Raw genomic sequence first — 25,393 nt, 5'->3', positions numbered from 1 at the left:
TTTCTTGGATTAACCGAAACTGCAGTCATCCAAGAGTGGATAGTAAGAACCCTTTACCGGCAATTGTTTGTTGCTTCTATATAGACCGAACAATATATGTTGGCTTGCATTGCCCGCTTTTGTCTTAAATTAAGCATCAAGCTAAACCAGTGATGGCATCACGGGGGAGGTTTAGCTTGATGTGGGGGAAAGAGACATCTGCTTGGCTATGAGGGTGTGTTTGGGTGTATTGACGATCTGTTGAAACCACCAAACACACCCGTTTTTTCTTACACACTCAATGCTTACCAATTCCTACAGTTACTGCTGACCCAATAATTTCTTATAATGATAAGCAGTAAGTTTTAAAATTTGATCGATCGAGGACGAGCTAGATGGCGAGTGTCACGTTAAAAAACGTTTATAAATCATATGGTGATGTACAGATTTCTAAGGACGTAAACTTAGAGATCAACGAAGGTGAATTTGTAGTATTCGTTGGACCATCAGGTTGTGGTAAATCGACACTATTACGCTGTATCGCAGGACTAGAAGATATCACTTCAGGTGATTTGTACATTGGCGACGAGCGTATGAACGACGTTGAGCCATCAAAGCGCGGCGTGGGCATGGTATTCCAATCTTACGCTCTATACCCTCATCTAAACCTTTACGACAACATGTCTTTCGGCCTTAAGCTTGCGAAAGCAGACAAGGCTGAGATCGACAAACGTGTTGAGCATGCTGCTGAAATCCTACAGCTAGGTCACCTACTAGAGCGTCAGCCAAAAGCACTTTCAGGTGGTCAACGTCAGCGTGTTGCTATCGGTCGTACTCTGGTTTCTCAACCAAATGTATTCCTACTAGATGAGCCTCTATCTAACCTAGATGCGGCGCTACGTGTTCAGATGCGTTCTCAAATCACTAAGCTTCAACGTCAGCTTGGTTGTACCATGATTTACGTAACGCACGACCAAGTAGAAGCGATGACGATGGCAGACAAAATCGTTGTTCTTGATGGCGGTTACGTTTCTCAAGTGGGTAAACCTCTGGACCTGTACCACTACCCTAAAAACCGCTTTGTTGCAGGCTTCATCGGTTCACCTAAGATGAACTTCATGTCGGTTCACATCGAAGCAGTGGAGTCTGAGCGTGTCATGGTTCAATTGTCCAACGGCATGACTTTCTGGGTCCCAGTCGATGGCACGACAGTTAACGTTGGCGACCGTATGTCACTGGGTGTTCGCCCTGAACACTTGCTATCTGCAGAAAACGGCGATGCAACCATCGAAGGCGAAGTGATGATTGTTGAGAAGCTAGGCAACGAAACTCAGGTTTACCTCAACCTAGAGAGTGCAGATGCTGACGTTATCTTCCGTCAGCCAGATACATTAGACGTTGAAGCAGGAGACAAGCTTGCTATCGGTATCCCAGCGCACCGTTGTCACCTATTCCACAGCGACGGTAAAGCATGTCGTCGTCTGTTCGTAGAGAAAGGTACAGAGTAGTAGATTTAAACGTATATTGCCCTATCAAAATCCCTCCTCGTGAGGGATTCAGATTGCTGACGAACCCCACTTTTTGAAGTGGGGTTCTCTTTTTCGAGCGGCCGTAGGCCGCGATCGCGATATTTTTTTATTATGCGAAGTTTGGAAGAGCCCAACACTTAAATTGGCATCTAGACGCCATAATTTGACGTATTTGGGACATATTTAGCCCTATTTTTTGTAAATAGCTCACCACCAAGGCTATCTTCTTGATGTTTTGAGCGGCAGCTGCCAACCAACATTGCATTTGCACTTTCGAGAGCCCGCGGAAGCGGGCATAACGGTGACCATGGTGCTGCTTAGCGTCGGCGAAGCTCCGCTCTACCGTCTCACTTCTTCGCCTATACGTCTTTTTCCATAAGGTGAGAGCCGCATTTGGTTGGCTCTATCCATCGCGTCCGTATAGATGTGTCTTGTAATGACTTTCTTCATATTTTTACTTTGCGTACAGTCATCTCTCATTGGACAGAACGCACACTCTTTCGGGTCGGAGTGATACTCACGATACGCATCTCTAGACGTTGTTTTATAGATGAGCTCTTGACCGTTAGGGCAGCGGTAACTGTCTCGCTCTTCATTGTAGATGAAGTGCTTTTTCTTGAACGCATTCTTTGTTCTCGATGGTCTGCGATAACCGAACACGCCTAAGATATTTCGACGCTCTAATGACTCAGCGACTGGCGCAGTGAAGTAGCCCGCGTCGAGTCCAACGGCGATTGGATTAAGGTTAAATTGCTCTAGGGTATAGTCCAGACGCTTCACATAAGGTTGAGAGTCATTGATATTACCTGCTGTGACATGGGTATCTAAGATAATGCCATGCTGTCCATCCACTGTACGGTGGTCGAGATAGAAGAAGCCTTGGGGCTTATTATCTCGAGTCATGAAGCCACTTTCCGGGTCGGTAGTACTCGTTTTGGTGTTCTTAGTTTTAGGCTCAGCGGTACGTGACTTTAGAGGTTTCTTACCCTCTTTCTCTCGGTCTAGCGCGACATCTTCATCGAGCATATCAAGATAAGCACTGGCGCGAACCTTAGTCACTTTGTTCGTGTGCTTATTTTTGTTGGCATTGGCTTTTAGGTGCGTGCTGTCAGTAAATAGTTCTTGGCCTGCGACCAAACCTTTCGCCATTGCCTGCTCTACGATATTGATAAAGATACGCTCAAACACATCGGTACCATTAAAGCGGCGAATACGGTTTTGGCTGAGTGTCGATGCATGGATAACTTTCTCTGTCAGTGACATACGCAGGAACCATCGATAAGCGACATTGACTTCAATCTCTTTCACGAGTTGTCGCTCGCTTTTTATTCCGAAGAGGTAACCAAGCAGGATGATTTTAAACAGGCGTACAGGGTCAACAGGTGGGCGACCGTTGTCTTTACAGTAGAGGTGAGCGACTTCATTACGGATAAACTCGAAGTCGATGGCTTTATCTATCTTACGAACTAAATGGTTCTGAGGAACGAGCTGTTCCATGGTGACCATTTCGAGTTCATATTGTTGAGGTGAAGACTCTTGAAGCATAGTGAGATATCCATATTTCGATACCCCTATTAGATCAAAGGTCTAGCTTGAAAGCTAGACCTTTGTCAGCAGTCTGAATCCCTCCTCGTGAGGGATTTTCTTTATCTTAAAGACGGGCTTTGAAAGTCCAACCAGCGCCCACAAAAAAGGTCCAGCACTCGCTAGACCTTTGTCATTCTTCAGGGGTTCCCCAAACACCTACCCAGTTAGTGGATTGGTGTGTTCTTTTGGTTGAACTTACCGAAGTGCTCTTCCAGTACTTCTGGTGTGAGTTTACCTTCCGCTTCTAGACGTTTAAGCTCAGCAACAACGGCTTTTTGCTCTTCTAGTGACGGTAGTTTCACTTCTGGCTCGTCGCCCATCTCTTGAGACATAAGCTCAAGTTCTTTTTCAAAATCGCTCATGATTCTTTTTACCTAAACATTAATACTAAGACAATTTTACTCATTTCTAAGCAATGATGCTAGGTGCTTTGGCCTTACCCTGTAAAACCGAGACAAGGCCAATACGCAAATCAATATTTTAAAACTAAAAGCTTAAAGCTTAAAGCTTAAATGAGCCAACCATCTTATCAAGACGAGAAGAGAGCAGGCGTAACTCTTGGCTTGCATCTGCTAATTGTTCAGCTGTACCCGTCGTGACTTCGTTGATTGCGTTAATCTCTTCAATGTTCTGATTGATGGTGTGAACCACTGTTGATTGTTCTTCAGTCGCTGTCGCCACCTGAGTGTTGCGATCTGTGATGTCTAGGATGCGATCAGAGATACCCCCTAACACTTCAACCGCTTCATCGGAAGCTGTTACACCCTCCAGCGTAATGATCTTACCGGAACTCATTGCCGTCACTGCGTCTTTCGCATCGCTCTGCAGCTGGTTAATCATCTTCTGAATCTCTTCCGTTGAATCTGCAGTACGACTTGCTAGGTTACGAACCTCATCTGCTACGACCGCAAAGCCACGACCTTGCTCACCAGCACGCGCCGCTTCAATCGCTGCGTTGAGTGCCAGTAGGTTAGTCTGTTCAGAAATGTCACGAATGACACCAAGAATTGAACCAATGTCTTGAGTGGTAGATGCTAGCTGCTCGATCACCTGACCTGTGCTCTCAATGTCTTGAGCCAGTCGGCTGATTGCATCTTTCGCTTTGTTCACCACTTCACGACCAACTTCAGTGTTGTCAGATGCTTGGGTCGCTGTTTCTGCTGCAGTTGCCGCGTTAGACGCGATTTCGCTGATGGTCATCCCCATTTGGTTGATTGCTGCTACTACTTGAATGGTTTGATCACGCTGCTCTTGGCTGTTGTCATGCGTAATGTGCGCTTTGCTTGATACGCTTTCCGCCGCAACTTGAAGCGCTTGGCTGGTTTCGCACACCTCTTTCATCGACAAGTGAATTTTTTCAATAAAGCCATTAAAGCCTGCAGATAACTGTGCAATTTCGTCATTGCCTTTGACTTCAATACGCTGCGATAGGTCACCATCACCTTTACCTAGGTCAGTAAAGCGCTTTGAAAGCAGTTTAATTGGCTTGGTAATACTGTTTGCCAATAGGAAGCCCATAAGGATAAACACTAAAGCAACAATCACCGTCATGATCAGCATCTTCTGTGCGGTTGCATCCAGTTCAGCAAATACTTCAGACGTTGGAACCACACCGATAACAAACCAGTCCATTGATGCAACATAAAGGCTGGCAACAAACAGCTCTTGGCCTTGGAACTGAGTCGTTATCAAGTTAAAGCCCGACTTGTTCAGCAACTGGCTTGCTTGCGCGCCGTATAATTGCTGTAGAGATGAATCGCTGCGCGCTCTGTCACGGTGAATTTGTACATCACCTTGACTATCGGTTAAAAAGACAAAACCCGTATTCTCAATCTTAAAGCTGTTTAACAAGTGAACCATGTCATCCATCGACTTAGACAATCCAGACATCGCTTTGCCAGTAGATTGCTGATAGTTCGCGAACATCTTCACTTCGCCATTCGCTTCTTGGAACATGCTCACCATGGTCGGCTGACCAGATTGGGTAAAGCCAAAGAACCAGCCATCTTGTTGTTGGTTAAGTTGGCGTAAAAAGCCATTTTGGTTCCAATAGTAAGCCGTTTCGCGGTTTGCTACCGAGGCGTCGTTTAACTGATACTGGTTACGAACGTTATTAAGCTGTTTCACTAGCTTGGCTTCAACTTCGGCATCGCGATAAGTGGACTCAATCGCATCTGCAATGAACTCATTCGATGCAACTTGTTCAGCCGCAAGCAAAAGTTGCGATACTTCACGATCTATTTCGCCATTGATGCGCTCGAGTAAGCCAGGAAGCTCGATATCCACCAAGCGGTGACTTAATACATCTCTAGCTTGGCGCTGAGCCATTACACCAACGATGATCGTTGACGCCAGTACCGCGAAAGTAATTCCGGCAACCACTTTCTGCTTAATACTCATTGAATTTAAATTGAACATCTCTCTACACCTAAATTTGGCAAGTAAACTTGCAACTCACTTACATCGGCTGATTATGAATAAGCTTTAGGGAATGGCGACACTCAAGCCACAAACGCCAATGACCTTTAAGCAAACGTTTGGAGCAACAAATATTGCGCCCAATATGCGTGTAAATGTCACTAAAAAGCTGAACAACAAGGTGCCTTTCTGTCGAAAAAACAGCAATTATTTTAATTTTCATGGCTGAATTGGATACAAAACCACCAATCAAAATCAGTTCTCTGTCAGTTCTCAATATTCTGCGGAACTTTTGGCTAGATTTTCTAACCAAGTAGCTAATACACTGTGATTACACAGAAAACTTCAATTTTGATACAAGATACGCCGAGACAACGTCATGCATTCAAACGCGTTCAACACACTGAAAACTTATCTAGAGGCTCAAATCATCGGACAACAAGAGCTGGTGAAACAACTAATGGTTGCACTGCTCGCTGATGGTCATATTCTGGTTGAGGGGCCACCCGGTCTAGCAAAGACTCGCGCCGTTAAGTCACTTGCAGACTGCGTTGAAGGAGACTTCCACCGTATTCAATTTACCCCAGACTTATTACCTGCCGATCTAACCGGGACAGATATCTTCCGTCCTGAAACTGGTGACTTTACCTTTCAGGCAGGACCAATATTTAACTCTTTAATTCTTGCCGATGAGATCAACCGAGCGCCAGCGAAGGTACAAGCCGCAATGCTCGAAGCAATGGCAGAAAAACAAGTGACTGCTGGGCGCAAGACGTACCCACTACCAGAGCTGTTTCTAGTCATGGCGACGCAAAACCCGATTGAGCAAGAAGGTACCTACCCGTTACCAGAAGCACAACTCGACCGCTTTTTACTGCACCTTGATGTCGCTTACCCAGATATGGAAAGCGAACTAGCCATTCTTCGCTTAAATCGAGGAGAGGCGCAAGGCCAAGCACTGACTCAACCAGAACCAGAACCCATGCCGCAACAAGCCGTATTTGAAGCGAGACAAGAAGTGCTGAATGTGCACATGGCTGAGAGCATTGAGCAGTATATTGTGCGACTGGTTATGGCAACTCGTCAGCCAGAGAAATACAGCCCACAGCTTGCTCAATGGTTAGAGATGGGGGTTAGTCCTCGTGCCACCATTGCGCTTGATCGCTGTGCGCGTGCTCACGCTTGGTTATCTGGCCGTGACTATGTCACGCCTGAAGACGTACAAACGATGGCCTTCCCTGTGCTACGCCACCGTCTATTGCGCAGCTACCATGCACAAGCTGAAGGCATTACACCAAATCAGGTGATCACTCAACTTATCTCTCTTGTTGGCAGCGCGTAGTTTTTAGCATGAATCAACAACTCCCTCGGCACAGTAACGGTGTGTTACTCAGCTTAAATGAACTTTTGCAATATAAAGCTCAAGCGATTCGTTGGTTGCCACCAGCCAAAAGCCTGTGGTCGCAGCTCAACGGACAACATGAAAGTCGCAGTAAAGGCATAGGTATGAACTTTTCCGAGGTTCGTCAATACCAAGCAGGCGATGACATTCGCAGTATTGATTGGCGTGTCACGGCCCGCACCGGCAAGCCGCACACTAAGCTATTTTCTGAAGAGCGGGAGCAACCCGTCATCCTCTATTTGGATATGTCGAATAGCATGATGTTTGGGTCGACTCTTATGTTAAAGTCGGTTCAACTTGCCCATCTCACTAGTCAACTCTGCTGGCTGACGATCGCTGGCAAAGACCGAATAGGTGCTGTTATCGATGATGGTCAGACGCTAACAGAGATCAAACCGAGCGCCAGCCATCAAGCGCCTTTGCGTATCTTGCAGCAGTTGATTGCGATTAATAACCAATCTGTGCAATCGTCTAGGCTTACTTGTCAGACAGATTTTGCAATGGCACTCAAGTCATTGAACCGACTCAGTCCTAAAGGCAGCGACATAATTTTCTTAAGCGATTTCAGCCGCTATCAGGATAGTGACTACTCACTATTAAATCAGATGCGTCAACACAACAAGATGCGATTTGTTCACTTCTATGATCCTTTAGAGCAAGGTAATACCAACTTTAAAGGCATGAAGCATGTCAGCGATGGTGAGCGAACTCAATGGTTTAACTTCTCTTCAAAAGCAGAGAAGAACAAGCTAAGGACCGCTTTTGAAGAGCATCAACGACAGATCAAGGATCTCTGCTTACGTCTTGCTATTCCTCATAGCTCAATCACCAGTGCAGAGCCCTTGATGAAGCAAATTTCAGGGGGCAAGCATGACGCCTAAATTAGACCTCAACCCCGTTATTACACCCGAAGCGCCACATTGGTGGCCACTCGCTTGGGGTTGGTGGTTCCTTGCTATCGCCGTTATCGCACTCGTTGTGATTGGTCGAATGCTTTACAAAAAATATAAGCAGGTTCGCAAGGTTCAAAAAATCGCACTAACTAAGCTGACTGAGAATAGTGCCCTTTCACCCGCAGAGGCGCTTGCAACAGTTCGTCAAGCGGCAATGAGCTACTTCCCAAGAGAAGCGATCGCCTCTTTGCAGGGAGAACAGTGGTATCAGTTTCTTGATGCGCAGTTAAAGTCACCTCGTTTTGTTGACCATAGCGAGGCGTGGCAACAAACTCTATATCAAAGCGAGCAGGTTGCAATCGATCCCTCAACGCGCGACATGCTAGTCGATGACTGCATCTATTGGGTCCGCCATGCACTGCCACCGAAGAGAGTTCAATTATGAGTAATTTATTGAATATTGAATTTGTGTGGTGGTGGCTGTTTTTGCTATTTCCGTTACCACTGCTTGTACTTCGTTTGGCACCTGCTGCTAAGCCGACAGACACGCTGACACTGCCCTTTTTGCCTAGCAACACCAACGGTAAAGCGCCTAGTACTCGCCTACCTAAAGTTCTAGCCTCGATGATATGGCTGATGTTGATTACGGCCAGTGCCAGACCCGTCTGGTTCGGCGAGCCGGTTGAGTTTCAACCTAAGCACCGTGATTTGATGTTGGTGGTCGATCTCTCTTACTCAATGAGCCAAGAGGATATGGCGTTTAATGGCGAGTACATCGATCGCTTGTCAGCGGTAAAGCGCGTACTTAGTGACTTCATTGATAAACGCAAAGGAGATCGCGTCGGATTAGTTCTATTTGCCGATCATGCTTATCTCCAAACACCTCTGACACTCGACAGAAGCACACTCAGCCAGCAGCTTAATCAAGCCGTGTTAAGACTTATCGGCACTCAAACAGCGATTGGTGACGGCATCGGCCTTGCTACCAAAACTTTCGTCGACAGCGATGCGCCACAACGAGTGATGATCTTGCTCAGTGATGGCAGTAATACCGCTGGTGTTCTAGACCCGCTTGAAGCTGCGGATATTGCTAAGAAGTTCGATACCACCATTTACACCGTTGGCGTGGGCGCTGGCGAAATGGTGGTCAAAGAGTTCTTTATGTCACGTAAGGTGAATACTGCCGAAGACCTAGATGAAAGAACTCTGATGGACATAGCAGAGCGAACCGGAGGCCAATACTTCCGAGCGCGTGACAGCCAAGATTTGGCGACCATCTATGACACGATTAATAGTTTAGAGCCAATATCAGGCGCAACTAAGGTATGGCGCCCACAGCAAGAGTGGTTCCACTGGCCGCTTACAATTGCTGTCGCTCTATCACTGATTTTGTTAGTCATTAGGAGAAACAATGTCTAACTTTACCTTTATCTATCCAGCTTGGTTGCTCGCTTTGTTTGCGCTGCCTGTGATTTTAATGCTCGCGCGCCGTAACCGAAAGCAAGGCTTACTTGCGCCACACATCGCGCAGTATCTAGACCCAGCGAAAGCAACCTACTCACGCAGCAAGCTATCACTTTTCTCAATCTGGTGGGTCATCACCATCATCGCGTTGGCGGGCCCGAGCTTTAGCACCAGCGAACGCCCAAGTTTTGAAAAGACGCAAGCGCGAGTTTTGATCATGGATATGTCGATGTCGATGTACGCCACCGACGTCAAACCTAACCGATTAACCCAAGCTCGTTACAAGGCGTTGGATCTGCTCTCTCAATGGCGTGAAGGAGTAACAGGCATGGTCGCTTACGCGGGTGACGCTTATACTGTCAGCCCTCTTACTACCGACAGCGCGACCATCGCAAACCTCGTCCCTAACCTGTCACCAGATATTATGCCTTATCAAGGTGCTGATGCAGCCAAGGCGGTTGAGCGAAGTATCGAGATGCTGCAACGCGCCAACGTCTCTCAAGGCGATCTGATATTGATCGCTGACGACATCGACGACTACGAGAAAGGAGCGATCAATGACCTGCTTTCTGGTACACCTTGGCGCTTGTCAGTTTTGGCCGTTGGCAGTCGAGCTGGTTCACCGATCACGATGAGCAATGGCTCCATGCTCACTCAAGATTCAGGTCAAACCGTAATCGCCAAAAGCGACATCGACAACATGCGTTCAATCAGCCAGTCTAACCAAGGTGTGTTTGCTTTGGTGCAAGCTGACAACTCAGACATAGAGACAATCACTCGGTTTATTGAATCCCATAGCCTAGCCGCTGAAGTTGAGAAGACGACACAAGGTGTCACTAGCCGCGTTAATCACGGCTTTTGGCTACTGCCGTTGATTCTATTTCCTGCGTTGGGGCTGTTCCGACCGGGCGTGATTTGGAGTGTGTTAGGTGTTGCACTATTGGCGACTCAACCCAATCCAGCATTGGCTAGCCCTTGGCAAACCGATGATCAGATAGCCCATCAATACTATGAACAAGGTGACTTTGAGCAAGCAGCAAAACTGTTTACTGATCCGGAATGGAAAGGGGTCGCTCAGTATCAAGCCGGACAATACCAAGAGGCAGAAAACACACTGTCTGCGTTAGATACAGAGCGTGCGCGCTACAACCACGCCAATGCTCTTGCACAGCAAGGTAAGTTCGAATCCGCAATTGACGAGTACAAACGCATCCTTAAGGACAACCCAAACCACACTTTTGCTAAAAGCAATTTAGAGCTTCTGGAGCAACAGCAACAGCAACAGCAACAGCAACAGCAACAGCAACAGCAACAGCAACAGCAACAGCAACAGCAACAGCAAGATGATGATCAGAGCCAATCTCAAGATCAAGCGGACCAGCAAGGTCAGCAAGGTCAGCAAGGTCAGCAAGGTCAGCAAGGTCAGCAAGGTCAGCAAGGAGAAAATGACCAAAACAAGGGAAGCTCGTCAAGCCCCCAAGACCAGTCACAACAATCGGCTTCAGATTCGAGTAGAGAACAGTCTCAGCCATCAGCAAACCAAAACCAAAACCAACAACAAAGTGGCAGCAGTGGTGACGACCAAACATCATCGTCTGAACAGGAGCTATCGCAGGAAAACGGTAGCAATGCTAATCAAACCAAAGCTGATGAAGAGGATGAAAAACAAGGCTCAAGCGCCTCGGCTACGCCGACTGCAGCCCAGCAACAAGAGTCTGATTCCGAAGGTTCGCCGCAAATGGCACATGCTCAACCCTCAGAAGCTTCGCAAGACCCAGACCGTAAAAAACTTGAGCAAGTCGAGAGCGCGCGCGACCCAAGCCGCTTGCTTCGAGCTCAAATGATGTTACAAGCGCAACAACAAGGCGCTCCGAATAACCAATCGAAAAAGTGGTAACCATGCAACGTATTCATACACCATTTTTGACACTGCTGTTCTCACTTCTCATGAGTGTTTTCAGTAGCCATACAGCTTACGCAGCGACAGCCGTTGCCAGTGTTAGTGAGAATCAAGTTACTCAAGACGAAGTATTTCTATTAAGAGTTTCAACCGATGAAAAAGTGAGCTCAGACGCTTTGGACCTGACTGCGCTTGAAAGTGACTTTTACATTGGCAGGCCAAACTTTGGTTCTTCGATTCGCATCATCAATGGCAGCCGCACCGTTTCAAGCGAATGGACCATCACCCTGGCGCCACTGCGACTGGGTAAGTTAACCATTCCAGCCTTTGATATCGAAGGGGCACAAACTCAACCGATTCAAATCAATGTCGCTCAAAACAGAGCCGCACCCACACAAGATCAGATGGCTGAGTTCAAACTCGACCTGAATAGAGATTCCCTTTATGTTGGTGAAGTGGCGATTTTGGATGTAAAACTGATCATCAAGGCTGACCCAAGACGCTTACAGGAGCCGCGCATTGATCCACCGAGCTCTTCGAGCCTAAAGGTTGAACCTATTGGTGAATCAAAACAGTACCAGGATGTATACCATGGCAAAGAGGTGACGGTCGTTCAGCAGAGCTTTGAGATATCGTCAGATACTGCGGGTAAGTTTGAGTTGCGCGGGCCAAAGTTGACAGGTGCGGTGGTCTACTCTGCTAACAACTCAAACAAGACGCGTCTGTTCCAGCTCGATACGCCCGTTCAAACGCTACCAGTTGAGGTATTGTCCATTCCAGGCGATGCTCATGGAGATTGGTTGCCAACAGCTGACTTGAGTATCAAGCAGATTTGGAGCATTAACGATACTAAGCTTACTCGCTCCCCAGAACAATTAGATCTAGAAGCCGGTGATGCCTTAACACGCACCATTACTATAAGTGCTAAGGGCATTAAAGCTCACCAGTTGCCAAGTGTTAATGTTCAGTACCCAAATAGCGTACGTGTTTATGAAGAGAAACCTCAGTTTGGCAAAACCGACTCAGGAGACAATCTTGTTGTCTATAAACAGGTATTAATTCCAAAATCAGCAGGTACTATTGAGCTTCCAGGACTGGAGCAAGCTTGGTTTAACACTGAAACCAAACAGAAAGCCACCAGCCAAATTAAAGGGCTTACCTTAAATGTCACTGGTAATAACGATGCGCCAGTGCAGGCTCCAACATCAAAAGATAAACCAAATAACGTTGAAGTAGTAACCACTGACCACGCAGGTATTTGGCCTTACCTAACGGCGCTTTTTGCCTTTTTATGGCTATTCACTTCTGTGATTGCCTTAAGCCTATGGCGTAAAAAAGGTTCAACGAGCACAGTGACACCGAAAGTCGTCGGTAAAGATGATGGACTAGCTGAGCTTATCGACGCAGTTCAGAGAAAAGATGCACTAATGGCAAACGCCAAACTCAGTCAGTGGCAACAAGAGAACCCAGATCTTCCGCAACAGCACCTGGATACAGTGAAGAAAGAGATCGACAAACTCAACCAACACCTATTTGGTCCGCAAGCGGATGGTGAGGCTGGTTGGTCACCAAACACGGCCATTGACGCTATTAATGCAGCCAACCGTAATCGTACAGCAAAAACAAGTGACCAACTTGCGGCTTTATAGCTTGTCGTTAGAAGCTTAAATACAGATAAAACTAAGCCCCTGAGTTCAAGGTAGACTCAGGGGCTTTTCTATTAGGCCATATAATCTAACAAGCTAGTGCTTGGCTAATAAAATGTCGCCTCAATCTGGCTATTTTCAAATGCTGATACTACACGATTCCGTCCTCGGTCTTTGGCTTGATACAGCGCCTTATCTGCCATGTCATAGAGTAAGTCAAAATCAAGACAATCCAAGCTCGCACTCAAAGAGGCAAAACCCACCGAGGCAGTTAAGTAATCGCTGGTTGAACTCTCACAGTGCGGAATTTGCGCCTCCTCGATACAGCGTCTGATACTGTCGGCACGCAGCCTGGTTTCGCTGTCACAAGTATCGACCATCAACAACATAAATTCTTCGCCACCGATACGGCAGAAGGTGTCATTCTCATGCAGAATATGGTCGCTTAAAATTTTTCCGACTGAACGCAGTGCAGAGTCCCCCTCCGTATGACCATAAACACTGTTGTACAATCCGAAATGATCTAAGTCGAGCAAGATCAAGCCAAACACGACCTTCTCATTGGGTCTGCTTGGTTCAAAGTGGGTTGAATTCAGATTTTCCAATACCTGTGCCAACATACGACGATTACCTAGGCGCGTCAGGGGGTCCAACTTAGAGATAACATCCAACTGCTCATTGGCCAGTTGCAGCTCTAAGGTTCGCTTTTTCACCTCTTCCTCTAACCTTTCGTTGAGTTCTTTAAGCTCTTCCTGCGCCATGGTTCTTTGCAAAGCTTCCGCCAGACTTGATGCGAAAATGCGAATCACTTCTCGAAGCTGAGAGGTTAATGAACTGCGCGTTAGCAGGTTATCCGCGGCAATAAAAGCAATCGGCACACCAGTATTACTGGTGAGTAGTGTCATCGCCGTCCAACCGACTCCGACGATTTTGTAGTCATGGTAGATAGGCACGGACTCTTCAAAAGCGACTTCGTTAGGACGCGATCTTGCTGCGGCAACAATGTCACGTTCAACCAGATCTGAGTGATAGTAGGACTCATCGACTATGTTACCTTGAATGTCAGTACCCCAAGTTCCCTGCATGTAGGAACACTCTTTATCGGTTAAGAACACGGCTAGACGATCAATACCAAGATGTTGAATAGCAAAGCTTACCGCCGATTTGCACACCGCACTCACGTTGTCACAACGGGATAACTCCACCATGCTAGAGTGCAACATGCGGATATTCTGCTCTTGACGTTTGCGAATGTAGATCTGAGAAAGTAGCGAGCCAAAAGACTCCAACATCTGTCTTTGATAACCGGTTATTGGGGCGCGATTAATATAGTTGTCCATCGCTATCCAACCAACTGGCTTATCCCCTTCTCTCAAGATCAGCATCCCATTCCAACCCTGCCCCACCACTTGACCTGCAGTATAAAGCGGCGCTTGTTCGATGATCACTAAATTGGTGTGGTCGTCAGAAAGCGCTTCAATGTACTCGCTCTCCAATTGGTGGAGATCATACTGAGTATGATGCTCGCTGTTGGTTTTACCGTTTTCATCAGTACCGTAAGTGCCACTAAAGCAGCGTTTCTTCATGTCAAGCAACATAAAAATGGCGCGATCAAAGCCGAGACGATCTCTGACGGCTTCAACCGAAGCTCTGTATAGAGCATCTAACGAATCTGGATTAGAAAGATCTAACGCCACTTGATGAACGAGCTTCATGTTCTCGACAAACTGCTCTCTGAGCTTAATTTCATCGAGGTACTGTGCTTCACGAGTGTCTCTATTTTTTATTTCGCTTGCCGCATTTTTTTCTGCACGAATGCACTGCCACCTCGCCGCGGCCAATTGCAGCACATCTCCTCCATCGCGAAAGGTTTGATTCGCTCTGTCAGCGGCGCAATTTTGAATAATGAGATAGGTTCGACAACTCGGACAGTTGTCTAGCATCAAAATAAAAGATTCACCACCGAGGGCATCAAAATGATCCCAATTACAGGTATTGATCGCCATTGGCAAAACGCCATCAGCAGTATCAAACTGAGAAACCCACGTCCAAAAAGTAGCAGGGTAATCATTTAGACTAGTAAGCTCACCACACTGGTATATGGGTGTGCGATTAGAGATGGAAGCCGGCTCGACAAATATACCAATACCGTGCGGGTCTAATAGATGAGACAAATATTCAAACAGAGAATCAGCTAAAAGGCGGTGGTCGCGAGTGGAAGATATTTGTTTTGCAAAGGCTTTTACTGGCACGACATTCCATCCAATGGTTGTAAGAATGTAACAAAAATACCTAAGCATTAATATGCAATCAATCTAAGACAAAATGAGATGTTAAGCGACTCGCAATTTCCTATTTTCCTTTACTACAAGCTCGAGAAGCGCGACAAAAATGGGATTTTCTGCCCAAATTTCCGTCGACAAAATGACATTCTTCGACTTACAAAAAAGCCCCACAAATGAGTGGGGCAAAAGTCCATCGCTTATTATTGTAGTGATATGCCAGTAAATTAAGCGCGGTGATGGCAAAGGTTAAAATTAACCAAAGTCACCATTTACATAACCCTTAGTACGGTCGTCTTTCGGGTCACTGAAAATAACTTGTGTGTCATCGTGCTCAACCAGTTCACCCATTAGGAAGAATGCAGTGCGGTCTGAAATACGACGAGCTTGTTGCATTGAGTGAGTAACGATAACGATGGTGTAGTTCTTTTTCAGATCTTCCATCAGCTCTTCGATCTTGTGTGTTGCAATTGGATCCAGTGCCGATGTAGGTTCATCCATCAAAATCACATCTGGTTCCATTGCGATAGTACGAGCAATACATAGACGCTGCTGCTGACCACCCGACAGACCAAATGCGTGAGATTTCAAACGATCTTTCACCTCATCCCAAAGTGCGGCACCACGCAGTGATCGCTCTACGACTTCATCAATGTACTTCTTATCTTTGATACCTTGGGCGCGCAGACCGTATGCCACGTTCTCGTAAATGCTCATTGGGAATGGGTTCGGCTTTTGGAAAACCATACCAACACGGATACGTAGGTCAGCAACATCGATGTCACCATAGATGTTCGTACCATCCATATCTAGCTTGCCCTTAATCGTCACGCCTTCGATTAGGTCGTTCATGCGGTTCAGGCAACGTAGTAGTGTTGATTTACCACAACCTGATGGACCAATCAGAGCCGTTACTTGGCGCGTTGGAATTCGTAGATTGATAGATTTAAGTGCTTGGTTTTCGCCGTAAAACAGATCTAGGTTTTCAATATCAAATTTGTTCATGTTCTTAATCTCTAAATTCTTAAATTCGTGTCTAACTTGATGCTTTGTCAGTGGGCTCTACTTGGAGCCCTGTACTAAGGGCATTTCACTGTTCTAAGCCCAGAAGTCGTTAGTACGTTGCTGTGTTAAAGCGTCTTGCAATTAGTTTTGTGACCATGTTGATCAGAAGAACAAGCACAATCAGGACTGTCGCTGTACCGTAAGCCTGGTTCCACTCATCAATGGTGAACAGCTCGGTAGTTAGCTTATATAAGTGAACCGTTAGGGTACGACCCGAATCCATTAGAGATTCTGGAATACGTGCCACCATACCTGCTGTTAAGAAAACAGGTGCTGATTCACCGATTACACGACCAATACTAAGAATGACCGAAGTTAAGATACCTGGCATCGCGCTCGGCAAGATTAAGCGCCAGATAGTGTAGATTTTTGAAGCGCCAAGGCCATAAGAACCTTCGCGGTATGTTTGTGGTACCGCCATCAATGCTTCTTCTGTAGTACGGATGATTACAGGAAGAATCAGGATACTTAGTGTTAGGGCGCCCGATAGAATCGAGAAGCCAAGACCAAGAATCGATACGAAGAAAGTCATACCAAACAGACCAAAGATGATCGATGGAATACCCGCCAATGATTCAGTACAGAAGCGAATAACTTTCACCAAACGACTACCTACTTTCGCGTATTCCGTTAGGTAGATTGCCGTCATGATACCGAGTGGTGCTGCCACCGCAATCGAAGCGATAACCATGTAGATGGTAGCAACGATCATTGGGAAGATACCGTGTTCAGTACCTGTACGTGTGTAGTTGTCCGTAATGAAGTTCCAATCTACGTGCTGTAAGCCATTAGAAAGGATGTACCAGATGATCCAAAATAGGAAACCGACTGTGACAGCCGCTGCTGCCCAGATAAAGGCATTTAAAATGTTGTCTTTATTCTGGCGAGACTGTTTTAATTTTACACGATCCATTTTTTCCACCTTCCGCTTACTTTGCTTTTTCGCGGTTTAGATAAAGTAGAGCACCATTTAGCATCATGATGAACACTAGAAGTACCACACCCGTTGCGTACAGAGCGTTAGCATGAACACCACTTGCGTACGACATTTCAATCGCGATGTTTGCTGTTAGTGTACGAGCAGAGTCCAAAATGCCTTCAGGCATCGCTGGGGCGTTACCCATAACCATGATGATTGCCATGGTTTCACCCAATGCACGACCGATACCTAGAATCACACCTGTCATGATGCCCGAACGAGCAGCAGGAACGAGAAGTTTAAAGATGGTAAAGATCTTAGAAGCACCAAGCGCTAGAGAGCCTTCTTTGTATGCGCGAGGTACCGCGCGAATCGACGTCTCAGATACTGTGATAACAGTCGGTAGAATCATGATACCCAGAACAATAATACCCGCCAGGATAGTGTTACCCGCTGGTACTGAGAAAATGTTCTGAATCATTGGAACAATAATGACAAGGCCGAAGAAGCCGTAAACCACCGAAGGGATACCAGCTAGAAGCTCAACCGCTGGGCGGATGATGTCAGCTAAACGCTTTGGTGCGATTTCAGCGATAAAGATAGCGGTCAAAACACCAACCGGTACACCCACGACAACCGCGCCTAACGTTGAAACGATAGAAGCAACAATCATGGTTGCAACACCATAAAGTGCTGGTGGCAGCCAGTTTTGGCCTAAAACGATGCCCGAGACGCCCGCTTCTTGGAATGCTGGGATACTCTCTCGAACGATGAAGTATGCGATAACTGCTAATGATACGATGCCGATTACAGCACTCGTTAGGAACAAGCCGTGGAAGATGCGCTCTTTCCAGTCAACGCGGCGTTTTTCGCGTAGGCCTGGCTTGCTGATCGCTTTTGCGTCAGTAGTCATAAGCTTTTCACTATTTGTTGCGATGGTCATAAAAATCTCACGGTTCTTGGCAATGGCGTCGAACACAATGGATAGAAAAGGCTCAGCCCGAAACGTTAGGCTGAGCAAACTTTAGAGTCCCGATAGGATTAGTTAACTGAGATGTAACCTTTTTGGTCAACTAGCGCTTGCGCGTCGTCAGTTAGCATCCAGTCTAGGAATTTTTGAGTTTCAGCTGATGGCTTGCCTTCTTTGTAAAGAACAAGGAATGGACGAGCAACTTTGTAAGAACCGTTCTTCACGTTGTCTACAGAAGCTTGGATGCCATCAATTGGAAGTGCGTTTACAGATGAATCAACCGTACCTAGAGAGATGTAGCCGATTGCGTATGGGTTAGAAGCAACCATTGTCTTCAGTGCGCCGTTACCGTTAGCAACTTGAGCGCGTTGAGAAATTGCAGAAACTTTTTTACCAGAAATCTTCATTTTTAGAGACATAATGTCTTCGAATGCACCACGAGTACCAGAAGCCGTGTCACGAGTGATAGCAACGATTGGCTTGTCTGCACCACCGACGTCTTTCCAGTTTGTTACTTCACCTTTGTAGATTGCAGTAACTTGCTCTGCTGTTAAGCCTGATAGCTTGTTTTGTGGGTTTACAACAACCGCGATACCGTCTAGAGCAACTGCTTGTTCTTTTAACGCAGGCTCCTTTTCAGACTCTTTTAGGTTGCGAGAAGACATGCCTAGGTCAGCCGAACCGTTCTTCGCAGCTTTAACACCTGCAGATGAACCAGGACCTTGAACTTCGATAAATACGTTCGGGTTTGTCTTCATGTATGTTTCAGAGAAAACTTCCATCAGTGGAGTTACGCTGCTAGAACCCACTGCAGAGATAGTTTCTTTAGCTGAAGCTGTATTAACTGTTAGTGCGCCTAGTAGTGCTATTGCACCGATAACTGTCTTTTTCATCACAATTTCCTTAAGTGGCGTTATTGCCGTTGTGTTTTACTTGAACGGTGCTCACTTTAAGTTTCGAATATGACAGTTGTGTTTCAGTAAATTGAAGCCTATGTGACAACTGAAATTTTTGTCTTTATATCACTCCCCTCTTTTGTCACTTCATTACTAAGCCTTTGTTCCGAAAGTACTCTTTCCTAGAATAAGTAAGCCAATTAAACCTACATATCTTTTTCACTCTTCTGTAATATGTCGCATAACTCACAATAATCATCAATATAAGTGAGTGATTAATCAGCATATTGATTACTAAATGTAATTCAACATGGATCGCACATAACAAAATGTAATCTTTTATTGATTGAAGTGTCAGTCTCATTAGTTAGAATTCAGTTTCAACACAATTAAATAATAATAATTCTCAATTACGCATTACCAAGAGGACCTATTCATGCGCCAGTCACTCAGCGGCTTATCCATTAAAATACAAATTTTACTCCCCGTGCTTTTCTCTGTCGTGCTACTGCTAACCGGAGTCATTATAGGAGGTGAGAAACTTGAAGAAGCTTTCCAAGATGTTTCAACAGCAACAGACAACCTGATTATTCATAAAGAAGAACTGAGCGACATCGTCGATAATAGCTATGGTATGCGTATTAAAGCTATTTACAGCCTATTTAATCCTGACGATGTCTCGACGTTAATCGACACACTGAATCAAAAGCGCAACGAGAATACGCAACTGCTTAACTCTCTTAATACTGTACCTGGACTGCAGGATGAAGTAGCAGCAATGCGCAAGGCAATGGGTCACTATGTCGACTTCTCTCGCTCGACCATGCTTCCTTTACTAAAAATCAAACACGGTAATGGCGTTCCACCAAGCGGCTTTGATACCCAATATCAAATCGCGAGTGACCAATATCGTCAAGCTGGCAATGATGTGGTAAAAGCGATTAACAACCTATCTAAAGAGCTCAACCTTATCGCGCTAAATCAGGTCGAGACAAACGGCGCGAAACATGACACCACATTGACGTCATCGAAAATCGGTCTTGTCGTCATTCTATCTATTGCGCTAGTTATTAGTTGGACGCTAGCGGGTGTGATTGTGACACCTATCCGCGAGCTTCAACAAACCATGCGTGAAGTCGCTAAAGGCAACCTTTTGGTGAAGGCAAAAGCCGAAGGCAACAACGAGATCACTCATTTGGCTCAAGACGTTAACCAAACCGTTGATCAACTTCGTGAAACCGTCGGTTCACTATCCCGCATCAGCATTGAGGTGGCGTCTGCATCAACAGAACTTGCTGCAGTCATGACTCAATCTAGCGTCAATTCTGATCAAGAGAAGCAAGAAGTAGAACAAGTAGCCTCGGCAGTTAACCAGTTAGAATCGACAGCAACTGAAGTGTCATCCAACGCTCAACAAGCCGACAATGCTTCAAGTCAAGCTAGCCAACTGACAACACAAAGCTTAAACATGTTTGAAGAGAGCGCGCGGGCAAGCGAAAAAATGTCTGCTCAATTAAACAAAGCCGCGGATGTCGTTACCTCTTTGAAAGAGCAATCAGAACAGATTGGTAAAGTCATCGAAGTTATTGAAAGTATCTCTGAGCAGACAAACCTACTCGCACTGAACGCAGCGATTGAAGCGGCTCGTGCAGGTGAAAGTGGCCGTGGTTTTGCCGTGGTAGCAGATGAAGTTCGTATGCTTGCGGCACGTACTCAAGAGTCGACCAAAGAGATCCAGGCGATTATTGAAGAGCTACAGACTCAATCTGGCCAAGCAAATGAAAGTATGCACTCAAGCCTAGCTATGCTTGAAGATAGCCAAGCACTTGCGACTAAGGTGAGCAGCTCTCTGAGTGACATCAACAACGCGATAGCCGACCTAAACAGTATTAATACTCAAGTTGCAACAGCATCCGAAGAGCAAAAACAGGTAACTTCAGACATCAACAATAACTTGAGCACGATTTATGAGCTGGTAAGCCAAAACGTCACTGGTATTACTCAATCTGCAGCCGCGGCTCATGAACTGTCTGGGCTATCAGAAAGACAGAAGCAGGCACTGAATTACTTTAAGGTCTAATGCCTTATCATAACGGTAAATCCGTTTTGGTCAGCGAGTTATATTCACTTGCTCTGGCTCGCAAAACGGAGTTAAAGAGAGGCCGTGGTCGCGTCTAACTACCACGGCCTATTGGTATTCTTGGTCTGGATTAGTATTCTTGGCTTAGTTTATTTATCCGTTCATTCAAGCTTACTATCATGAATTCGCTCTAGCGCCTCTACTCGTTTTATGTGTTGCTCGGTAAACAGATCGTTTCTCAACAAAGCAACTTCCTGTGCTTGCTGATCAGCACTCAAATTTGGGTTATCCAGTATCGTCTCTCTTTGAGAAATAAACCGTTGGAAGTCGCTATCAAATTGCGCACGTTCGACGTCTAATGCACTTAAGCGTTGTGCAGCATTTTCGCCGACAATCTCTACTCGGTTAAGGTACTTTTGCTGGTTATCTAAACTATTTTCGTGGCTAAGCAGAGTTAAGGTTAAAGTGTTTTTTTGCGTTTGTTGAACATATTCAGGTTGGAGACTTAATACCTCAAGCCACTGCTTTTCAAATTCAATTGGGTCAGTATATTCTTGCCTCAGTTTCAGTTTTTCAATCGCTAACTCACGCATTCTATTTTCATGTGCAAACAGCAACTCTTGTTCACCCGCAGTAAAGTGATAGGCCTGCTGATCCAACAACAGTTCGTGTAACTCTGTCAGTTCTTCAATGCTTAAATTAGAATAATTATTCGAAAAATCTATCTGCTCTAGCGCCGATTTGTACTCCAAATATTTTTCAAATAATCGATCATCTATCACGCTATTAGGGACGATATCATTGAAGTCAGAGACATTTTCTTTGACCTGATTGAGGTCAATATCAACCATTGCTGCCATAAAATAATCCATCGTATCTTTGGCAGAACTTTGGTCGATCTCTGTGTCACTTTGAGATTCACTCTTAAGGTGCTTTGCCGATACGGCTTGTGCTCGTGACTGGCTTTGATAAAAGACCGCACTGAGACTTCCTACAGCGATCATTGATATCAGTAACAGTGTGGCCTTTTTCATTGATTAACTCCTTCAATAATAAAGGTTTACAAGCCTGCAAGCTTGAGGCGATTGGCGTGTTGACGATAGAGAGTGACAGGGTCTGTTTCAAAAAGGTGGTGAATCCCTAACGTCCCGTTGATTTCATCCAAGTGATTCATTTTGTAGTTGTCGCCAATCACACGACCTAAATGAGCACTGCAAGTCCCCACTAGACCATCACTAGGGCCATCAAACGCTAAACCTAGAATTGTCATTGCTCCATCGGTTGGGTCGAGCAAGTTGGTAAAGGTCGACGACCCCGTCCAAGAGTAGTAGTAGACACCATTGCTCGCTTGCCATTCGCCATCTCCACACACCGATGTCGGTACACCTTCTGGGTAATGCTGATTGAATGCTAGAGAGCCTTCTGTCGTCAGTGCTTCTAATGAAGCGAGCCCATCCTGCTCAAGATCACTTCCGCCTGAAAGTAAGTTAATCAATGTGGTGAGGCCACCAGCCAACTTAACGGCAATCGACTCAGTAATGGATCCCTCTGTGACATTACCTCGCACCAGATCAGCAACTTTAGAACCTTTATGAACCCCACCAACACTGGTAACCGATGCCACAAGATCTGGCCTCACTGAGCCTACGTATCTTGCAGTCGGACCGCCATGACTATGGCCAACTAAGTTAACTTTCTCCGCTCCGGTGACGGCAATAATGGTTTCTACTTGCGCGAGAAGCTGCTCACCCCTCACCTCCGAACTGTTCGTTGCAGAGACCTGAGCGACATAAACGTCAGCCCCATCTTTTGCTAGCGATTCGGGAATACCATAGAAGTAATCGACACCAGCTAGCGTATCGAAGCCAAATAACCCATGTACCAGTACAATTGGGTACTGAGTTTGTGTGTACCCTGAATGTTCCAGTGGTGCAGTACTCGTTCCAGCGTTTACACTGGCGCTTCCCATGCACAGAGCCGCCATCAGCATCATCTTTTTCAACGTCTTTCTCCTTAACTAATTAGACCTCGGATGAGTTGAAAAGCTAGGAGAGGATTTCTGAAAATAGAAATTTATAAATTAAGAATCGTGAGCAATAACTATCATTCAACATCTAAATTAAACATCAACCACTGATTCACAAGAGTGTAACCCCTACGATTCCGCCTCTATTAACACTCTACCGCTATTAACACTCTACCGCTATTAACACTCAGCAGCTTGATGACTCATATATATTTAAGATATTGTTTTTTATCAGATTTAAAATACACCCAACTACAGCGACTCATAAATACATCGCTCCCCATATTCTGATGGATTCAATGTCGACCTTCGACTTTTAAAGCCCTCATACGGCTTAGATAAAAGAAAACCGCCATTAACGGCGGTTTTCTTATTTATTCATCGTCAACTTTAGGGGCGACTTTCTTTTTAGGGATAAAGACAGAATCACCCACAGCCACATTTTGGTGGAAGCTCTTATCGCGCTTGACTGGTTTCTTCGGCGTTTTCTTCACTTGTGGCTTGTTAGCCTTCTTAGCAGGACCGCCTTTCTTGAAAGCAGGCTTACGAGGTTTAATACCTTTAAACTTACCTTTCAGTCCTTCAAGTACCGAGAAGGTAAGGTCTTGTTGCAGGTAAAGTTCTACACGCTTGAAGCTGTCCCAGTCTTTTGGACCAACCAAGGAGATTGCATCACCTTTGTTACCAGCACGGCCAGTACGACCAACACGGTGAACGTACTCTTCCGTGTGTTTAGGCATATCAAAGTTAATCACGTGACTCACGTTCGGGATATCAATACCACGAGATGCAACATCTGTCGTCACCAAGATCTTGTACACTGCACGCTCAAACTGACTCATGATCGCGTTACGTTGTGTCTGATTAAGGTTACCGCTCAATGCCACCGCTTTTAGCTTCTTCTCGTTCAGCTTTTCTGTCAGACGATCAGTATCAGCACGTGTTGCCGTGAAGATCATCACCTGACGGTATTCTGCTTCTTCCAAAACACGATCAAGAATCGCTTCTTTATGATCAAGGTGATCACATAGGTAGAATTTCTGAGTGATGTCTAGGTGCTCTTCATTGGAAACACCGATTGCGATACGTTTCGGCGCATCTAGCATTTCGTTAGCAATGCCATTAACTTCCGCGTGATCCAGCGTTGCTGAGAACATCAGCGTTTGACGACGACGATGCTTAGCTGCATTAGCAATGCGACGAAGCTCTGGAGCGAAACCCAAATCAAGCATACGGTCTGCTTCATCTAGGATCAGAGTCTCAACACCATCTAAAAACAGTGAACGATGCTCTAGGTGGTCAGCAAGACGACCTGGGGTTGCCACGATAAAACGCGGGTATTTACGCAGTGCTTTCACTTGATCGTTAAAGTTTTCGCCACCAAGAATTAACGCTGCATCGTAAGATAGACCACCAAGCATACTGCGAAGTTCGCCATACACTTGCTTTGCCAACTCACGAGTTGGAGCCAAGATTACACCACGAGGATCACGGGCAGAAAACGCTTTTGTTTTTAATGCTTTGTGAATCATCGGCAGTACAAACGCCAATGTTTTACCTGATCCCGTTTTTGATGAAGCCAATAGATCCTTACCGGCAATAGCAACAGGGATCGCTTTCTGTTGGATCTCTGTCGCTTTCTTAAAGTCATAATGTTTTAAGTTCTTCAGTAAGCGATTATCTAAGCCTAAATCTTTAAAGTGCAAAGGACTCTCCAGTCTTAATGGTATTGAACAAAATTAATTTAACGTGACATGATACCGCGAAACCCCTTTATAAGGATAGAGATCACAGAAAATTTATCATACCTTTCAGCGCGCGTTCTATCATGAATACTGCAAGTTCATGTTGTGCATCATGAAGATAGAGAGCTTAAAACACAGAGGCTTTTATCATTCTCATTTTTGAGAATTAATGTGACACCTTGATAATTACATCAATAAATTGCAATTTTTCCAGGGATCACTTTTGCGCTTGAGTAATTAGTCGCTACAATCAAAGTGAAGCGACTATATGATTAAGAATGTATAGCGCATCTTTTGATGATAAATAAGCAAGGAGTTCTTATGAATAAGGTGTTAATCGCAGCTGCAGCCTCTGTGTTTGTATTGGCAGGTTGTTCTTCGGATCCAGAAGACGCGACAATGTCTGAAATGGAACAGCTATCAAATCAAGTGGCTCAACTAAGCAGTGAAGTTGAAGCACTTAAGAGTGAAAAAGCAGACGCAGAAATGAAAGCTCAAGAAGCGACTGACGCAGCGATGGCAGCGAAAGAGGAAGCTATGCGTGCCAATGAGCGTATCGACAACATCGCCAGCTCATACACTAAGTAACATA

The 25,393-nt window shown here is 45.5% G+C and carries 20 protein-coding genes; 9 read left to right on the top strand and 11 right to left on the bottom strand.

The window, feature by feature from the left end; all coding sequences use genetic code 11:
• Positions 1-374 precede the first annotated feature (374 nt).
• The gene (gene malK, locus AC6I7V_RS18140) at positions 375-1,487 is read left to right on the top strand and encodes a maltose/maltodextrin ABC transporter ATP-binding protein MalK (protein WP_498011806.1); all 1,113 of its coding nucleotides are present in this window, start codon (positions 375-377) and stop codon (positions 1,485-1,487) included.
• A gap of 130 nt (positions 1,488-1,617) precedes the next feature.
• Here the strand turns inward: malK and AC6I7V_RS18135 are convergent.
• The 3 genes from AC6I7V_RS18135 to AC6I7V_RS18125 form a co-directional block, all read right to left on the bottom strand.
• Positions 1,618-3,053 (bottom strand): IS1182 family transposase gene (locus AC6I7V_RS18135; protein WP_498010540.1). Its coding sequence is split into 2 segments (ribosomal slippage): positions 1,618-1,880 and positions 1,880-3,053, totalling 1,437 coding nucleotides; the frame shifts between segments, so codons are not numbered across the junction.
• A 206-nt stretch (positions 3,054-3,259) separates the two neighbouring features.
• Positions 3,260-3,457: a restriction endonuclease subunit S domain-containing protein gene (locus tag AC6I7V_RS18130; protein WP_032550492.1), complete on the bottom strand. Its 198-nt coding sequence runs from the start codon at positions 3,455-3,457 to the stop codon at positions 3,260-3,262.
• Positions 3,458-3,596: 139 nt separating this feature from the next.
• Positions 3,597-5,513, bottom strand: a complete 1,917-nt coding sequence (locus AC6I7V_RS18125; RefSeq protein WP_498011805.1) for a methyl-accepting chemotaxis protein — start codon at positions 5,511-5,513, stop codon at positions 3,597-3,599.
• A 379-nt stretch (positions 5,514-5,892) separates the two neighbouring features.
• Here AC6I7V_RS18125 and AC6I7V_RS18120 point away from each other — a divergent pair, with 379 nt between their 5' ends.
• Genes AC6I7V_RS18120 through AC6I7V_RS18095 form a run of 6 tightly spaced genes read left to right on the top strand, consistent with a single transcriptional unit; the run spans position 5,893 to position 12,821 of the window.
• Positions 5,893-6,855 (top strand): AAA family ATPase, encoded by a 963-nt coding sequence (locus AC6I7V_RS18120; RefSeq protein ID WP_498011804.1) that lies wholly within the window; start codon positions 5,893-5,895, stop codon positions 6,853-6,855.
• Between the two features lie 8 nt (positions 6,856-6,863).
• Complete coding sequence (locus AC6I7V_RS18115; protein WP_498011803.1) at positions 6,864-7,796, top strand: DUF58 domain-containing protein; 933 nt, start codon at positions 6,864-6,866, stop codon at positions 7,794-7,796.
• Positions 7,786-8,253, top strand: coding sequence for a DUF4381 domain-containing protein (locus AC6I7V_RS18110; RefSeq protein WP_498011802.1), 468 nt, complete (start codon positions 7,786-7,788; stop codon positions 8,251-8,253). Before AC6I7V_RS18115 ends, AC6I7V_RS18110 begins: the two co-directional genes overlap by 11 nt.
• Positions 8,250-9,227 carry a vWA domain-containing protein gene (locus tag AC6I7V_RS18105; protein ID WP_498011801.1) on the top strand — a complete coding sequence of 326 codons (978 nt, stop codon included), beginning with the start codon at positions 8,250-8,252 and terminating at the stop codon, positions 9,225-9,227. Before AC6I7V_RS18110 ends, AC6I7V_RS18105 begins: the two co-directional genes overlap by 4 nt.
• Positions 9,220-11,169, top strand: coding sequence for a VWA domain-containing protein (locus AC6I7V_RS18100; protein ID WP_498011800.1), 1,950 nt, complete (start codon positions 9,220-9,222; stop codon positions 11,167-11,169). The genes AC6I7V_RS18105 and AC6I7V_RS18100 overlap by 8 nt, the downstream gene beginning before the upstream one ends.
• A 2-nt stretch (positions 11,170-11,171) precedes the next feature.
• Complete coding sequence (locus AC6I7V_RS18095; RefSeq protein ID WP_498011799.1) at positions 11,172-12,821, top strand: BatD family protein; 1,650 nt, start codon at positions 11,172-11,174, stop codon at positions 12,819-12,821.
• Between the two features lie 104 nt (positions 12,822-12,925).
• Here AC6I7V_RS18095 and AC6I7V_RS18090 read toward each other — a convergent pair whose 3' ends face one another.
• From AC6I7V_RS18090 to AC6I7V_RS18070, 5 genes are all read right to left on the bottom strand, one after another.
• Positions 12,926-15,070 carry a sensor domain-containing diguanylate cyclase gene (locus AC6I7V_RS18090; protein WP_498011798.1) on the bottom strand — a complete coding sequence of 715 codons (2,145 nt, stop codon included), beginning with the start codon at positions 15,068-15,070 and terminating at the stop codon, positions 12,926-12,928.
• A gap of 285 nt (positions 15,071-15,355) precedes the next feature.
• Positions 15,356-16,105 (bottom strand): phosphate ABC transporter ATP-binding protein PstB, encoded by a 750-nt coding sequence (gene pstB / locus AC6I7V_RS18085; RefSeq protein WP_498011797.1) that lies wholly within the window; start codon positions 16,103-16,105, stop codon positions 15,356-15,358.
• A gap of 109 nt (positions 16,106-16,214) precedes the next feature.
• On the bottom strand, positions 16,215-17,078 hold the full coding sequence (pstA, locus tag AC6I7V_RS18080) for a phosphate ABC transporter permease PstA (RefSeq protein WP_032550502.1): 864 nt from the start codon (positions 17,076-17,078) through the stop codon (positions 16,215-16,217).
• Positions 17,079-17,094: 16 nt separating this feature from the next.
• On the bottom strand, positions 17,095-18,027 hold the full coding sequence (pstC, locus tag AC6I7V_RS18075) for a phosphate ABC transporter permease subunit PstC (protein WP_255232140.1): 933 nt from the start codon (positions 18,025-18,027) through the stop codon (positions 17,095-17,097).
• A gap of 98 nt (positions 18,028-18,125) precedes the next feature.
• On the bottom strand, positions 18,126-18,947 hold the full coding sequence (locus AC6I7V_RS18070; RefSeq protein ID WP_255232141.1) for a phosphate ABC transporter substrate-binding protein: 822 nt from the start codon (positions 18,945-18,947) through the stop codon (positions 18,126-18,128).
• A 439-nt stretch (positions 18,948-19,386) separates the two neighbouring features.
• Here AC6I7V_RS18070 and AC6I7V_RS18065 point away from each other — a divergent pair, with 439 nt between their 5' ends.
• The gene (locus tag AC6I7V_RS18065; RefSeq protein WP_255232142.1) at positions 19,387-21,030 is read left to right on the top strand and encodes a methyl-accepting chemotaxis protein; all 1,644 of its coding nucleotides are present in this window, start codon (positions 19,387-19,389) and stop codon (positions 21,028-21,030) included.
• 161 nt (positions 21,031-21,191) lie between these two features.
• Here AC6I7V_RS18065 and AC6I7V_RS18060 read toward each other — a convergent pair whose 3' ends face one another.
• The 3 genes from AC6I7V_RS18060 to AC6I7V_RS18050 form a co-directional block, all read right to left on the bottom strand.
• Positions 21,192-21,890 (bottom strand): lipase secretion chaperone, encoded by a 699-nt coding sequence (locus AC6I7V_RS18060; protein ID WP_498011796.1) that lies wholly within the window; start codon positions 21,888-21,890, stop codon positions 21,192-21,194.
• A gap of 200 nt (positions 21,891-22,090) precedes the next feature.
• The gene (locus AC6I7V_RS18055; RefSeq protein ID WP_498012369.1) at positions 22,091-23,023 is read right to left on the bottom strand and encodes an esterase/lipase family protein; all 933 of its coding nucleotides are present in this window, start codon (positions 23,021-23,023) and stop codon (positions 22,091-22,093) included.
• 407 nt (positions 23,024-23,430) lie between these two features.
• Positions 23,431-24,762 carry a DEAD/DEAH box helicase gene (locus AC6I7V_RS18050; protein ID WP_255232145.1) on the bottom strand — a complete coding sequence of 444 codons (1,332 nt, stop codon included), beginning with the start codon at positions 24,760-24,762 and terminating at the stop codon, positions 23,431-23,433.
• A gap of 360 nt (positions 24,763-25,122) precedes the next feature.
• Here AC6I7V_RS18050 and AC6I7V_RS18045 point away from each other — a divergent pair, with 360 nt between their 5' ends.
• Positions 25,123-25,389, top strand: a complete 267-nt coding sequence (locus AC6I7V_RS18045; RefSeq protein ID WP_255232146.1) for an Lpp/OprI family alanine-zipper lipoprotein — start codon at positions 25,123-25,125, stop codon at positions 25,387-25,389.
• Positions 25,390-25,393 lie beyond the last annotated feature (4 nt).

Source organism: Vibrio sp. KUL70 (assembly GCF_059725515.1).
The sequence above is the reverse complement of the archived record's forward strand: the minus strand, read 5'-3'. Positions and strand labels throughout refer to the sequence as shown.